15 protein-coding genes and 1 pseudogene are annotated in these 13,426 nt (G+C 66.2%); 5 read left to right on the top strand and 11 right to left on the bottom strand.

Annotated elements, in window-relative coordinates; genetic code table 11:
- The first annotated feature begins 55 nt into the window (after positions 1–55).
- Both AC1D2O_RS34390 and AC1D2O_RS34385 read left to right on the top strand, forming a co-directional pair.
- Complete coding sequence (locus AC1D2O_RS34390; protein WP_478090739.1) at positions 56–1,012, top strand: LysR family transcriptional regulator; 957 nt, start codon at positions 56–58, stop codon at positions 1,010–1,012.
- 86 nt (positions 1,013–1,098) lie between these two features.
- Positions 1,099–1,785 (top strand): TetR/AcrR family transcriptional regulator, encoded by a 687-nt coding sequence (locus AC1D2O_RS34385; RefSeq protein WP_478090740.1) that lies wholly within the window; start codon positions 1,099–1,101, stop codon positions 1,783–1,785.
- A gap of 7 nt (positions 1,786–1,792) precedes the next feature.
- On the opposite strand, the gene AC1D2O_RS34380 is transcribed toward AC1D2O_RS34385, so the two are convergent.
- From AC1D2O_RS34380 to AC1D2O_RS34330, 11 genes are all read right to left on the bottom strand, one after another.
- Positions 1,793–2,419: an isochorismatase family protein gene (locus tag AC1D2O_RS34380; RefSeq protein ID WP_478090741.1), complete on the bottom strand. Its 627-nt coding sequence runs from the start codon at positions 2,417–2,419 to the stop codon at positions 1,793–1,795.
- A complete protein-coding gene (locus AC1D2O_RS34375) occupies positions 2,412–3,479 on the bottom strand; it encodes a 2,5-dihydroxypyridine 5,6-dioxygenase NicX family protein (RefSeq protein WP_478090742.1) in 1,068 nt (355 codons plus the stop codon). The genes AC1D2O_RS34380 and AC1D2O_RS34375 overlap by 8 nt, the downstream gene beginning before the upstream one ends.
- A gap of 43 nt (positions 3,480–3,522) precedes the next feature.
- Complete coding sequence (locus tag AC1D2O_RS34370; protein WP_478090743.1) at positions 3,523–4,353, bottom strand: alpha/beta fold hydrolase; 831 nt, start codon at positions 4,351–4,353, stop codon at positions 3,523–3,525.
- Positions 4,350–5,132 carry a maleate cis-trans isomerase family protein gene (locus tag AC1D2O_RS34365; protein WP_478090744.1) on the bottom strand — a complete coding sequence of 261 codons (783 nt, stop codon included), beginning with the start codon at positions 5,130–5,132 and terminating at the stop codon, positions 4,350–4,352. Before AC1D2O_RS34365 ends, AC1D2O_RS34370 begins: the two co-directional genes overlap by 4 nt.
- Positions 5,133–5,148: 16 nt before the next feature.
- Entirely contained in the window at positions 5,149–6,378 is a 1,230-nt protein-coding gene (locus tag AC1D2O_RS34360) for an FAD-dependent monooxygenase (protein WP_478158663.1), read from the bottom strand.
- A gap of 126 nt (positions 6,379–6,504) precedes the next feature.
- A complete protein-coding gene (locus AC1D2O_RS34355) occupies positions 6,505–7,218 on the bottom strand; it encodes an ABC transporter ATP-binding protein (RefSeq protein WP_478093562.1) in 714 nt (237 codons plus the stop codon).
- The gene (locus AC1D2O_RS34350) at positions 7,215–8,012 is read right to left on the bottom strand and encodes an ABC transporter ATP-binding protein (RefSeq protein ID WP_478158662.1); all 798 of its coding nucleotides are present in this window, start codon (positions 8,010–8,012) and stop codon (positions 7,215–7,217) included. The genes AC1D2O_RS34355 and AC1D2O_RS34350 overlap by 4 nt, the downstream gene beginning before the upstream one ends.
- A complete protein-coding gene (locus tag AC1D2O_RS34345; protein WP_478093559.1) occupies positions 8,009–9,001 on the bottom strand; it encodes a branched-chain amino acid ABC transporter permease in 993 nt (330 codons plus the stop codon). The genes AC1D2O_RS34350 and AC1D2O_RS34345 overlap by 4 nt, the downstream gene beginning before the upstream one ends.
- Positions 8,998–9,657 carry a branched-chain amino acid ABC transporter permease gene (locus AC1D2O_RS34340; RefSeq protein ID WP_478093557.1) on the bottom strand — a complete coding sequence of 220 codons (660 nt, stop codon included), beginning with the start codon at positions 9,655–9,657 and terminating at the stop codon, positions 8,998–9,000. The genes AC1D2O_RS34345 and AC1D2O_RS34340 overlap by 4 nt, the downstream gene beginning before the upstream one ends.
- Positions 9,657–9,869, bottom strand: coding sequence for an ABC transporter permease subunit (locus tag AC1D2O_RS34335; protein WP_478093555.1), 213 nt, complete (start codon positions 9,867–9,869; stop codon positions 9,657–9,659). Before AC1D2O_RS34335 ends, AC1D2O_RS34340 begins: the two co-directional genes overlap by 1 nt.
- 45 nt (positions 9,870–9,914) lie before the next feature.
- Entirely contained in the window at positions 9,915–11,051 is a 1,137-nt protein-coding gene (locus AC1D2O_RS34330) for an ABC transporter substrate-binding protein (RefSeq protein WP_478158661.1), read from the bottom strand.
- 400 nt (positions 11,052–11,451) lie between these two features.
- Here AC1D2O_RS34330 and AC1D2O_RS34325 point away from each other — a divergent pair, with 400 nt between their 5' ends.
- From AC1D2O_RS34325 to AC1D2O_RS34315, 3 genes and pseudogenes are all read left to right on the top strand, one after another.
- Complete coding sequence (locus AC1D2O_RS34325) at positions 11,452–12,069, top strand: type IV toxin-antitoxin system AbiEi family antitoxin domain-containing protein (protein WP_477650111.1); 618 nt, start codon at positions 11,452–11,454, stop codon at positions 12,067–12,069.
- Positions 12,066–12,912, top strand: a pseudogene (locus tag AC1D2O_RS34320) (nucleotidyl transferase AbiEii/AbiGii toxin family protein). Before AC1D2O_RS34325 ends, AC1D2O_RS34320 begins: the two are co-directional and overlap by 4 nt.
- Before the next feature lie 321 nt (positions 12,913–13,233).
- A partial coding sequence (locus AC1D2O_RS34315) for a hypothetical protein (protein WP_478158660.1) occupies positions 13,234–13,426 on the top strand: 193 nt, incomplete at its 3' end.

Below are 13,426 nucleotides of genomic sequence, written 5' to 3'. Positions count from 1 at the left end.
AATGATGGCCATCCTAAGTACACGCCCCCGACACAGATACTGATCAATTCTCAAGATGGTTAATACAGGTTCCTTATCAACGAGGTTCACCCTGCACCAGTTGCAGGCCTTCGTGTGGACCGCGCGTCTGGGCACGGTGCACGCGGCGGCGCGGCACCTGCACCTGACTCAGCCCGCGATCTCGCACCGCATCCGCGACCTGGAGGAGGAACTGGGCGTCCAGCTTTTCGAGCGTCAGAACCAGCGCCTGCAGGTGACGGACCTCGGGCGCAACGTGCTGGTCTATGCCGAGCGCGTGCTGGCCTCGGCGCAGGACATGGCGCGGCTCGACCTGCGGCGCACCATCACGGGGCTGGTGCGCATGGGGGTGGACGAATCCTGCGCCATCATCGGAATGCCGCAGATCCTCAAGGACATCAAGGACGGCTATCCGGCGCTTCGCGTGGACCTGACGGTGGGCGGAGGCGCCCAGTTGCTGCAGAAGATCAACAACCACGAACTCGACATCGCGCTGCACACCGGGCAGAGCAGCCAGCCCGACGTGACCAGCCAGTTCATTGGGCTGACCCAGCACCAGTGGGTGGCGGCGCACGACCTGATGGTGGCCGATGAAGACTTCGTGCCGGCCCACGCGCTGAATCACCGCATCGTCTGCAATGCGCCGCCGTCGACGCTGCATGAATCGGCGTCGCGCTGGCTGGCCTCGGACGGTTATGCCTTCGAGGAGTACAGCAGCTGCAATTCGCTGTCGCTGATGGTGGCGTTGGTCGCCTCCGGCCACGCGATCGCCATGCTGCCCGCATCGATCACGCGCCGGCAGATCGCCGAAAAATCCCTGCGGGTCTTGCGCGCCAAGCCGGCCGTGCCGCACGTGCCCTATTACTTCTCTTACCTGGCGCATCACCGCAGCGAGACGACGGCGAGGATCCTGGATATTGCGCTGCGCAACCTCAAGGAGGCGGGTTTCTTCCCAGCCGACGATGCAGCTGAAGGTGTCGATGAGCGTGGGTAAGGGATGAGTTGAAGAAGCGCGAGAAAGTGAGACGGTGCGGATTGCGGTCGGTATCATCGCCCTAATAATTAATTAATCAGCCAATCATGAACAGCAGGAAGAGCCAGCCCGAGGGGGACAAGACGGCGACCAAGCACAAGGGACCGGGACGCCCGGAGGGCGCGAGCGTCGTCCGGGAGGAGATCCTCGACGCCGCCGAACAGATGTTCGCGAACCTCGGCTATGCCGGCACCACACTGCGCGAGGTCGCGACGCACGCCAATGTGACGCAGGCGCTGATCAGCTACTACTTCGGCTCGAAGTTCGGGCTCTTCGAGGAAGTGTTCCTGCGGCGCGGCCAGGTGATCTCGCAACAGCGCATCGAGAACCTCGAGGCGATGTGCGCTGCGGGCAAGCCCAACGTGCGCGGCATCGTGCGCGCCTTCCTGCTGCCGACCCTGACGCTGCGCGACACGCCGCAGGGCCGTGCCTTTCTGCGGCTGCAGGCCCGGCTGCACACCGAGCCGCCTGAGATCTCGTACAAGCTGCGCACCGATGCCTATGGCGGCTCGACCCGGCGCTACGTAGAGGTGTTGCGCGAGGCGCTTCCGAAGCTGGGCGAGCTCGATGCCTACTGGCGCGTGACGCTGATGATCGGCACCTACCTCTATGCCTTCTCCGACACCCACAGGATGGAGGAGATGACGCCCAAGGGCCTCTACGACCCCGAGGACACCGAGGGGCTGATCGAGCAGGTGACGCGGTTCGTGGTCGGCGGTTTCGAGGCGAAGTGACGGCAGGCTAGGCGGCGGCCGCCAGACTTTCGCGCAGCGCATCCGAGCTCATCACGTCGCCATACTTCTGCTGGATGTCGAACAGGCTCGCATCGTGTGGCGCGATGGCGCGGTCGCCCACGCAGTCCGATAGCACGATCGGTGCGAAGCCCCAGCACATGGCATCGACCACGCTCGCGCGCACGCAGCCGCTGGTGACGCAGCCCGCCACCAGCAGGGTGCGCACGCCGCGCTGCGTGAGCCAGGGTGCGAGCGAGGTGCCGAAGAAGGCCGAAGGCACGTTCTTTCGCACCACCAGTTCGCCCTCCCGAGGCGCAAGCTCGGCGACGATGGCGCTGGCGGGCGAGGCTTCCTTCAGCGTCAGCACGCCGGGCACCTTCGCGCTGAAGATGTTGGCGTCGCCATTGTCGTCGGCATAGACGATGCGGCTGTGCGCCACCGGCCAGCCGCGCTCGCGCGCCAGCGCCAGCAGCGGCACCGTGCGCGCGATCGCGGGCGCGATGTTGCCGCCGCCGAACACGGCCGGGTCGGCGAAGCCGTTGACGAAGTCGACGATCAGGAGCCCCAGCGGCGGCCGCACGCCCAGGCCGGCACCGAAGCCCTGGCGCTGGTAGACCCGCGCCTCCTCATGCATGCGCGGCTCCTGCTGTCTCGTTCATGAGTTCCTCGACCACCTTGCCGTCGCGCACCACCTGCAGGTCGTCGACGAAGACGTCGCAGCGGCGCATCGGAATGTCGATGTGGCAGGCGGTGGTGCGGCTGCCGCCGGCCTCGTTGTTGGGGCCGAGCGAGAACAGGAAGTTTCCGCTCACCGCGCGCGCGTCCATGCCCAGCGTGGCCTCGCGGTCGTAGAGGCCAAGCGTCGACCAGTAGGCGCGCTTCTGAAGCCCCCAGCCGATGTGCGAGATCGCGTAGGCCTCCGGATCCGCGAAGGACTCGATGTACTCGCGCAGCAGCTCGGCCTCGGTGCCGCCCTCGATGCGGATCACGAAGCCTTCCTGCACCGTGAGCTCGATCGGCTCGCCCACGTAGGACTTCATCGGCAGCAGCACGTCGCTCTTGGCGAGCACGATTCGCCCGTGCGCGCCGCCTTCGTTGGGCCAGGTGAAGGCGAAGCCGCTGGGCCAGTGGTCCCAGCGCCCCGGCTGGTCGACGAAGCCGTATTCGGCGGTCACCGGGTATTCGCCCAGCGGGCAATGCAGGTCGGTGCCGCCGGGCGACCTCACGCGCATCGACTTGCGGCCCTTGAGCAGGGCCACGCCGGCCTGAACGCGATGGTAGTCGGACATGGTCGGCACCATGCGCAGCAGCACCTCGGGCGGCTCGACCGCGAGCAGGATCTTGGTGCCGCTCGCGAGGATCTCGTGCTGCTCGGGCGAGAACAGCAGCGTCATCAGGTCGAGCACCAGGTCGCTGGCCTTGAGCGCCGCGATGGCGGCGCGGTTGCCCGTGAGCGGCGTGGTGCCGAGGTAGGCCAGCGTGTCGCGGCTCAACGATTTCTCCGCGTTGACCGGCGGCAGGTCGAGACGGCTCACGCAGGCACCCAGCATGGTGGCGGCGGTGATCGCGCAGCGCAGGGTCTGCGGATGGGTGTGGTCGCTGGTGAGCACGGTGACGGCGTCGCCGGCGCCCAGCTTCGAAAGGGTCAGGACCTGGGTCCAGGCGCGGATCAGGTCGGTGTCGCTGACAGCCATGGGTTCTCCTTGGAATGCGATCGGTGATGGGGTGAAGGCGGAATCAGTCCAGCGGATGACCGAGGAAGTCGCCGAAGGCGCGGTGAAAGCCCTGCTCGTTGTCCCAGGGGATCATGTGGCCGGCGCCGGCCACACGAGCCTCGCGCAGCGAGGGCGCGAGCGAGCGCATCTCGTCCACGTCCGTCTCGCGGACCACGTCGCCGCGCTCGGCGGTCATGAGCAGCAGCGGCACGTCGATGCGCAGAAGGTCCGCATGGATGTCGTCGCGCTGGAAGTCCTCGAAGCTCTGCACGATCGCGCGCTCGTCGCAGGTGTGGAGCCATTGCGCGCGCAGGCGCAACTGCTCGTCGCTCCAGGTCGGGCAGAAGTCGCGCATCTGCTCGAGCGTGATGCCGTGGCGCGCGAGCCGGATCGAATCCACGTACCAAGGCAACTTTGCGGGATAGGCGCGGCGGCCCGGGCCGGACACCGGCGGGTCGACCGCCACCAGCCGCGTGAGCCCGGCCGGGCGGCGCCCCGCGGCGCGGATGCCGATGCGCCCACCCATCGAATGGCCGACCAGCGCGTAGCGCTGCAGTTCGAGCGCCTGCGCGAACGCGATCACGTCGGAGGCCTGGGCGTCGAGCCCGTAGTCGAGCGCGTCCGATGACTCGCTCAGGCCGCGGCCTCGGATGTCGAGCACGTAGGTGTCGAAGTGACGGCCGAAGCGTTCGGCGACGAAGCCCCAGGTCACGGCCGGGCTGGTGATGCCGGGCAAGAAGATCACCGCGTCGCGCGTCGCGCGCTCGCCCTGCGAGCCGCCATGGCGCAGGTAGTGCTGGCGGATGCCGTTGGCGTGCACCTGCGCGCCATAGAGGAATGTGGAATCGCTCATCCCGTGACTGCCTTGCGCAATGTCGAATAGGCGCCCGACAGCAGCGCCCCCGCGCCCGGCACCACCTGCTCCAGGCCGAGCGCGCCGAGCATGGCGTAGGTGGTGGCCACCGCGGCCGTGACCACCGGCTTGCCGGTCGCGGCCTCGACTTCCGCGATGGCCGCGAGCGATGGCATCTGCACGCAGGCCGACAGCACGATCGCATCCACGTCGTCGGTCCTCATGCCGGCGACGATGGCCGGCAGCTTGCGCGGGTCGTGCCGGCCCACCTCCAGGTTGTCGGGAATCTCGAGCGCGCGCCAGTCGACCACCTCGAAGCCTTCGTGCTCGATGTAGTCGATCACCATCTTCGTGAGCGGCAGCATGTAGGGCGCCACCAGCGCGATTCGCCTGGCGCTGATCACGCGCAGCGCATCGACCAGCGCGCCCGCGCTGGTGACCACCGGCGCACTGCCTTGGTTGCCTTCGGTGGCGGCCCGCAGGCGGGTTTCGGATTCGCGGTGGTAGCCGCGCCCCATCGCCATGATCGCCACCAGGCAGGCATAGCCGAGCACGTCGACGCGGGCATCGCTGAGTTCGAGCGCGCAGCGGTCGGACTGCGCGTCCATCGCTGCGAGTTCGTCTTTGTTGACGTGCTTCATGCGCATGCGCGCCGAGTGGAAGGTGAAGCGTTCAGGCCGAATCTGCTCGCGCAGCCGAAGCATCGCCGGGATCTCGGTCTCCATGGTGGTGTTCGAGCTCGGCACGATCTGGCCGATGCGGAAGTTCCTGTTGCTCATATGCAGTTGCTCCGGTTCAGGCCAGCGAGGCTTCGGTATCGAAGCGCTCGATGCAGCGCGTCGCGTCGTATTCGTAGACCCACTCGGCCTTGATGCCGACCGCATTCGGATTGCTCGCCTGCTGCTGCTGGAAGGCCAGGTCGCGCTGCCGCTGCTCCTCGGGCGTCGACAGGTGGTAGGTGCGGCCGCGCTCGCGGGCCTCGAGTTGCACCCGCGCGGTGCGCGGCAGCCGTTCGGCCTCGTAGGCGCGCAGCGCGGTGTCCTGGTCGGTGCCGAAGTGCGCCAGCGCGGCGGCCAACACGTAGGCATCCTCGATCGCCATCGCCGCGCCCTGCGACAGGAAGGGCAGCATCGGGTGCGCCGCATCGCCCAGCAGCGTCACCCGGCCTTGCGACCACTGCGCCATCGGGTCGCGGTCGAACAGGCCCCACTTGAAGATCTGCGAGGTGTCGGTGCGCTCGAAGAGCCGGATGATGTTCGGATGCCAGCCCGCGTAGGCGGCCAGCAGTTCCTCGCGCGTGCTGGGCTCGGTCCAGGACTCGGCCACCCAGTCGGCGCTCTCGTTGACCGCCACGATGTTGACGGCCGCGCCGCCCTTGACGTAGTAGGTCACGATGTGCGCCTTCGGGCCCATCCAGAAGGAGGCATCTGGGCTCACGAAGGGCAGCGGATGCTGCTCGACGGGCACCAGCGCGCGCCAGCACATGTGGCCGGTGAAGCGCGCATCGGTCTTGCCCCACAGCGCATCGCGCACGGGCGAGTGGATACCGTCGGCACCGACGATCAGGTCGGCCTCGAAGCTCGACCCATCGGCGAAGTGGGCAACAGCCCCATCTTCGTCCTGCGTGACGCCGGTGCACTGCACGTTGAAACGCACGCGATCGGCCGGGATGCCCTCGCACAGGATCGCGTGCAGGTCGGCGCGGTGTACGTGATAGAAACCGGCGCCGAAGAGCCGCGGGCAGGCCTCCTTCAGCGGCGTGCGGAAGAGTTCGCGCGCGTCCTCCCAGTTGCGTCCCACCATCGCCTCGGGCAGGAAGCCGATGCGCTCCAGCCCGTCGCTGACGCCGAGGGCCTGCAACACCTTGGCCGCGTTCGGCGTCATCTGCACGCCGGCGCCGATCTCGCCAAAGGCCGACGCGCGCTCGAACAGATGGGCATCGATGCCGCGCAGGCGCAGCGCGCGCGCCAGTGCCACGCCGCCGATGCCGGCACCGACGATGCCGACGCGAATTGCTCTACTCATACTCGAATCTCCTGGTTGACGATGCCGCAGCACGGGCCGCGGCATGTGGATAAATAAACGTTCAATTAATTAATGAATTGCCGACGAGCCCTTGGCACGGCGCAGTACGCCGCCCGCCCGCCCGCCTCAGCCGCCCAGGTAGGCGCTCAGAAGCCCCGGGTCCTCGAGCAGTCCCGCGGCATCGCGCTCGGCGACCACGCGGCCGGTCTCGAACACATAGGCGCGCGAGGCCACCGACAGCGCGTTGTGCACGTTCTGTTCGACCAGCAGTACGGTCACGCCGTGTTGGTTGATCTCGCGCACGAACTCGAACACCTCTTCGGCCATGCGCGGGCTCAGGCCCAGGCTGGGCTCGTCGAGCAGCAGCAGCCGCGGCTCGGACATCAACGCCCGGCCGATCGCCAGCATCTGCTGCTCGCCACCGCTCAGGGTGCCGGCCAGCTGGCGATGCCGCTCCTTGAGCCGCGGAAAGCGGTGGTAGACCACGCCGACGCGCTTCTCGACCTCGGCCTTCTCCTTGCACAGGTAGGCGCCAAGCGTGAGGTTCTCGTACACGCTCATCGCTGGCCACACGTGCCGCTCTTCTGGCGACTGCGCGATGCCCAGTCCGACGATGCGGTCGGCCGCCATACCGCCGATGGTCCGGCCGTCGAACAGGATGTCGCCGCGCGTCGGCCGCAGCAGGCCGGAGATCGCGCGCAGCGTGGTGCTCTTGCCCGCGCCGTTGGCGCCGATCAGCGCGACCACCTCGCCGGCGCGCACCGTCATGTTGACGCCGTGCAGCGCGGCGGTCTTGCCGTAGCTCACGTGCAGGTCGTTGAGTTCGAGCAGTTTGCTCATGATTTCTTCCCCCCGCCCAGATAGGCCTCGATGACGCGCGGATCGCCCTGCACCTGCGCCGGTGTGCCCTCGGCGAGCTTCTCGCCGAAGTGCATCACGACCACGCGGTCCGAGACGCCCATGACCAGGCCCATGTTGTGCTCGACGATCAGGATCGATTTCACGAAACGCCCGCGCAGTTGCTTCAGGATCTCGCCGAAGCGCCGGGCCTCCTGGCTGTTGAGGCCGGCGGCTGGCTCGTCGAGCATCAGGATCTCGGGCTTGGCCGACAGGGCGAGCGCGACTTCGAGCAGCCGCAGCTCGCCGCAGGACAGCATGTAGGCCGGCACGTCCATGCGCTCTGCGAGGCCCATGGTGTGGACGATCTGCTCGGCGCTCTCGCGCACCGCGCGTTCGGTCGCGCGCACCTTCGACGTCGGGAAGAAGGTGCTCCACAGCGACTGCTTCGCTTCGAGGTAGTGCCCGGTCAGCACGTTCTCGAACACGGTCAGCGACTTCAGGATGTTGGTCTTCTGGAAGCTGCGCACGATGCCGCGCCGCGCCATGCGGAAGGGCTTCTCGCCGGTCACTTCCTGGCCGCTGTAGCGCACGCTGCCGCCGGTCGGCGTGTAGAAGCCCGTGATCAGATTGAAGCAGGTAGTCTTGCCCGCGCCGTTGGGCCCGATCAGCCCCACGATCTCGCCGGCACGAACGTCGAAGCTGATGTCCTTGACGGCCTTGATGCCGCCGAAGGACTTGCTGAGTGCGCGCACTTCGAGCGAGCCTCCGTTGGCGGCCAGTGTTGCGGCGTTCATGCGGGCCTCCCTGCCGTGCGTTGCGCCGGCGCGGCGGGGGCTGCAGCCTGCTTCGCGCGGGTCTCGCGGCGCTGCGTGATGAAGCCCATCAGCCCGCGCGGCAGGAACAGCACGATCGCGATCACGGCCAAGCCGAACAGCGACAGCCGCAGCTCCTTCGCCTCGCGCAGGTACTCCTCGAGAAAGGTCACCAGCAGCGCCCCGATCAGGGGCCCCACCAGCGTGCCCTTGCCGCCGATCAGCACCATGATGATCATGCTCACCATGAAGGCGAAGCGGAACACCTCGGGTCCGACGAAAGAGATGTAGTGCGCGTAGAAGCCGCCCGCCATGCCCGACAGGAAGGCGCCGAGCACCAGCGCCAGCATCGAGTAGGTCAGCGGGCGGATGCCGATCGACTGCGCGACGTAGCGGTTCTCGCGCACGGCGACCGCGGCCCGGCCGGCATTCGAGTTCACGAAGCGGAACGACAGATACAGCGCCAGTGCCAGCAGCAGCCACGCCGCCACGTAGTAGAACTGCTTCGCGCCGAGGTTGCCGACGTCGGCCAGCAGCGCGGGCTGCGGCACGCCGGCAATGCCCATCGGTCCGTTGGTCAGCGCGATCCAGTTGTCGGCCACCAGGCGCAGCACCTCGGAGAACGACAAGGTCACGATCACGAAGAACGGCCCCTGCAGCCGCAGCGTGATGCCGCCGATGATGACGCCCATGACCGCAGCGAGCAGCCCGGCCACGGGGATGGTGGCCCAGATCGGCCAGCCGTAGGTGGTCGAGAGGATGGCGGCGGCGTAAGCGCCGGTGCCCAGGAAGGCTGTGTGGCCGAGCGAGAACTCGCCGACGTAACCGACCACCAGGTTGAGGCTGGTGGCCAGCACCGCGTAGAACAGCACCATGATCGCGATGTGCAGCACGTACTGGTCGCGCACCAGGAGCGGCACCAGGGCAGCCAGCGCCATCAGCGCCAGGAGGCAACGTTTTTCGAATCTCATGCACGCTCCGCACGTTTGGCAAACAGGCCGTAGGGCCGAAAGACCAGCGTCAGGATCACCAGCACGAAGCCGATGATGTCGACCCAGCCGGTCGCGACGTAGCCGCCCCACAAGGCCTCCGAGACGCCGAGCAGCAGGCCCCCCGCGATGGCGCCGGGGAAGCTCCCCATGCCGCCGAGGATCACGACCACGAAGGCCTTCATGCTCACCAGCCCGCCCACCGATACCTGCGCCGAATAGATCGAGCCGAGCAGCATGCCGGCCAGCGAGGCGATCACGGTGCCCATCGCGAAAGTGCTGGCGTAGACGTTGGCGGTGCGGATGCCGACCAGCCGGGCCGCCATCGGGTCCTGGAAGGTGGCGCGCATCGAGCGGCCGAGCCGGGTCTTCTGGATCGTCAGGTAGGCGGCCAGGATCAGCAGCGCGCAGACCGCAACCGCGAACAACCGCAGCTTGGTCAGCACGATCGGACCGAGAAACACCGGGCCCGCGGAGATCGGCGCCTCGACCTTGAGCGGAGAGGTGCCGACCATCAGCAGGGCCGTGTTGGCGAGGAAGATCGACAGGCCGATGGTCAGCAGGATGCCGGGCTCTTCGCCCTGGTCGCGGATGCGCTCGATCAGGAAGCGGTCGATCAACCAGCCGAATGCGCCCATCACAACGGCGACCAGCAGCAGGCCCGTGAAGAGTCGAGTCCGAGCCGCGTGGTGGCCCACCAGCCCATGACGCCGCCGAGCATGTAGAGCTCGCCGTGGGCGAAATTGACGACCCGCATGAGGCCGAGGATCAGGGTCAGTCCCAGCGCCGACAGGGCGTAGAACGAACCCGTGACCAGGCCGTTGACGAGGTACTGTGGCAACAGTTCCATGTTGGGTTTCCTTGTGCCGCTATGCGTTGCGCGAGCGTCGGCCGCTCATGGCTTCTCGGTCGCGGCTTCGGCGACCACGCGCGGTTCCTTGTTGGCGATCTGCACCAGCACGACGTCGAAGCCATAGCCCTCGCCCTTCTCGGTGAAGCGGAAGCGGCCGTTGGGCGCGGTGTAGTCGGTCTTGCGCAGTGCGTCGCGCACCGCTTCGGGCTCTGCCTTGCCGGCGCGCGCGATGGCTTCCATCATGATGTTCATCGCGTTGTAGCCGGCGGCGCCGTACTTGCCGGGCTTCTCCTTGTAGCTGGCGGTGTAGCGCTCGACGAAGGCCTTGTTGGCTTCGCCCGGCAGGCTCGACGCGTAGGGCACCGCGGCGTAGATGCCTTCGGACGCATCGCCGGTCAGCCCGACGAAGTCGGCCGTGGCCCAGGAGCCGACGCCGAAGATCTTGGTCTTGAGGCCGAACTCCTTGAACTGCTTGACGAGGATGGCGCCGTCCTGCGTCTCGGCGGCAACGAAGACGCCGTCGGCATTGCTCGCGCGCAGCTTGGTCAGGAGCGTGTAGAAATCGGTCGCGCCATGGTCGAAGTACTCCTTCATCACGGTCTTGACGCCGAGCGCGCTCAGGTCCTTCGAGAAATCTTCGACGCCGCCGCGGCCCCAGTCGTCGTTGACGCCGATGTAGGCGACGGTCTTGAGCTGCAGCTTCTCGGCCAGGATCTTGCTGAAAGTCTTCGACATCAGGCGGTCGGTCTCGGCCGAGCGGAAGAAGTACTGCATGCCCTTCTCGGTCAGGTCGGCCTTGGAAGACACGCCGGTCAAAAGCGGCACCTTGTACTTCTCGGCCACCGGCATCACGGCGGCGGTCGCCGAGCTGCAGAAGGCGCCGGCCAGCGCCACCACCTTGTCGCGCTGGATCAGCTTCTCGGCGGCGTTGACCGAGTTCGCCGGACGGCACTGGCCGTCTTCGATCACCAGTTCGATCTTGCGGCCGAGCACGCCGCCGGCCGCGTTGCGGCGCTCGACCGCGAGCTTGGCACCGCTCACGAAGGCCTGGCCGTTGTAGGCGACCGAGCCGGTGAGGGGTTCGATGACCCCGACCTTGATGGCCTCCTGGGCCGTTGCGGCGGACCCCAGGCCGAGTGCCAGGCTGGCGGCGCAGGCTGACTTGAACAACTTGAACATCGACGATCTCCTTCGAAGAAATGAAGTGATGGCGCCGCCGGCCGTGCCGTCGGCGAAGACATAATTAAACGATCAATTAATTTATGGGCCGAGAATAGCATCCGATGGGATGCACCATTTCAGGGTTACTACGGAGTCCGCCAATTAATTAAACGACTAGCAAGCAAGCTTGATGCCAGCCAAGAGCCTTGCGCCCTTGCATTGGATCCAGTCTGGCCACAGCCACGCCGGAGTTTCGGTTGACGGCTGCGCAGGATAGATCGTTGCCTCCCCGCCGCGGCGGGCGGTTCGTCTTCCGCCCAGATCTATGGCGCGGGGCAGGGCGGGAAACGGCGCCGTCGTTGTTGGATTATCTAGTCGTTTATTGACAAATGACTAGCTATTGCAACATACTCCCAGCATGACCTCTGGCTCCAACCTCACGGTCGAACAAGCCGTCCTCGTCCTCGCAGAAAGACAGCCACTGCTTCGCGCGCGGGACCTGGCCGGGCAGAGCCTGCCTACGGTGGCGCTCACCAGACTGGTCGCGGCAGGCAAGCTCGAGCGCGTCGCCCGCGGCGTCTACAGCCTGCCAGGGCGCGCACTCAGCGAGCACCGATCACTGGCTGAAGTGGCGTTACGCGTGCCGCGTGGTGTGGTGTGCCTGCTATCTGCGCTGCGCGTCCACGGCATCGGTACACAGGCGCCGTTCGAAGTCTGGGTGGCAATTCCTCGCCACTCCCCCACGCCCCGCCTGGACCAACCAACGCTGCGCGCAGTGCGCATGTCAGGGCCCGCGTTGACCGAAGGAATCGAGCCGGTCGTGATCGATGGCGTGAAGGTACCCGTGTTCAACGCAGCCAAGACGGTGGCCGACTGTTTCAAGTATCGCAACAAGATCGGCCTCGATGTGGCTCTGGAAGCGCTGCGCGATGGATGGTCGAAACGCAAACTGTCGATGGATGCGCTATGGCACTACGCCACGGTGGATCGCGTAGCCAATGTGATGCGCCCCTATCTTGAAAGCGTCACGGCATGAGCCGCAACCTGGCTGCATCCATCCGAGCACGCTTGAAGCAACGCGCCGATGCGACGAAACAGGATTTCAATCTGACCCTCACCCACTACGGGCTTGAAAGGCTACTGTACCGACTGTCAATCTCGCCGCATGCCGCGAACTACCTGCTTAAGGGCGCCCTGCTGTTTTCTCTTTGGTACGACCAGCCGCATCGGCCGACGCGTGATGTCGACCTGCTCGGATTCGGACCGGACGACGTCGACACCGCAGTCTCGGCTTTCCGCGCGATCTGCCAGATCGCGGCGGAGGATGGCATCACGTTCGACCCAGCCTCCGTCAAGGCCTCGGTCATCCGCAAGGACGCGGGCTACGGCGGCGTGCGGATCGACCTACAGGCGAAGCTGGATGGTGCGCGCATCGCATTGCAGGTAGACATCGGTTTCGGCGATGCAGTCACACCAACGCCGGAATCGGTGAACTACCCGGTCCTGCTCGAGGACCTGCCTGGCCCCGCGACTGCGCGCCTATCCGAAGTACACCGTGGTGGCGGAGAAGTTCCACGCGATTTGCGTGCTGGGCTTGGCCAACACCCGTATGAAGGACTATTTTGATCTCTGGGTCCTGCTGACCGAAGGCGCTTTGGATCCCGACGAACTGCGCCGCGCGGTCGAGGCCACGTTCGCGCGGCGCAAACTCGCAATGCCCACCACAGTACCGTCTGGCCTGAGCGGTGCATTCGCAGGGGATGCAACGAAGCAAACCCAGTGGGCTGCGTTCCTGAAGAAGAACCGGCTGGATGTCATGGACTTTCCCGAGGTCGTCGCGCTGTTGCGCAGCGAGTTCCAGGCACTCGGGTCCACGTGAACCGCCCAATCCAGAGAAGCCACAATACGCTGCACCGTGCTCCTCGTCGTCGCATGAAGACGAGCGCTCACATGGCAAAGAAGAAAGCGAATCCATCGTGGACCGACGTCAAGGCCAAGCTGGACGACCGCGCATGCTCCAGCACCCCATTCACACGTGCACCCATTGCCCAAGCGACAGCGTGACGTCGACACGAACAGGGCGCTGTGCTGATCGGAATGGTCTACCGGCCCCGTCGACGTCCTGTCTGGGGATGTCAACGCTGCTTTCAAATGTCGCAGCGCCAGCGAAGTTGAAATGTCGCATTTCTGGCCTCTTCTGATGGGATCCGACGAATGCCGTGACTGCCTTGCCTCTGCACTACAGGTCCTTGTCAGCCGAAGGCCGGAGCGATCGGTTAGTTTTGCCGCGTTGAACGAGCTGTTGCTTTCGGAGCACGTTGACGCGCCTCTGAGTTCGCAGCGTTCGGCGAAGGGTTCATTGATTTGCAAGCCTATTGATTTGCAAGCCTTGC

The sequence above is a fragment of the Variovorax sp. P1_G12 genome (assembly GCF_056405555.1).
The sequence above is the reverse complement of the archived record's forward strand: the minus strand, read 5'-3'. Positions and strand labels throughout refer to the sequence as shown.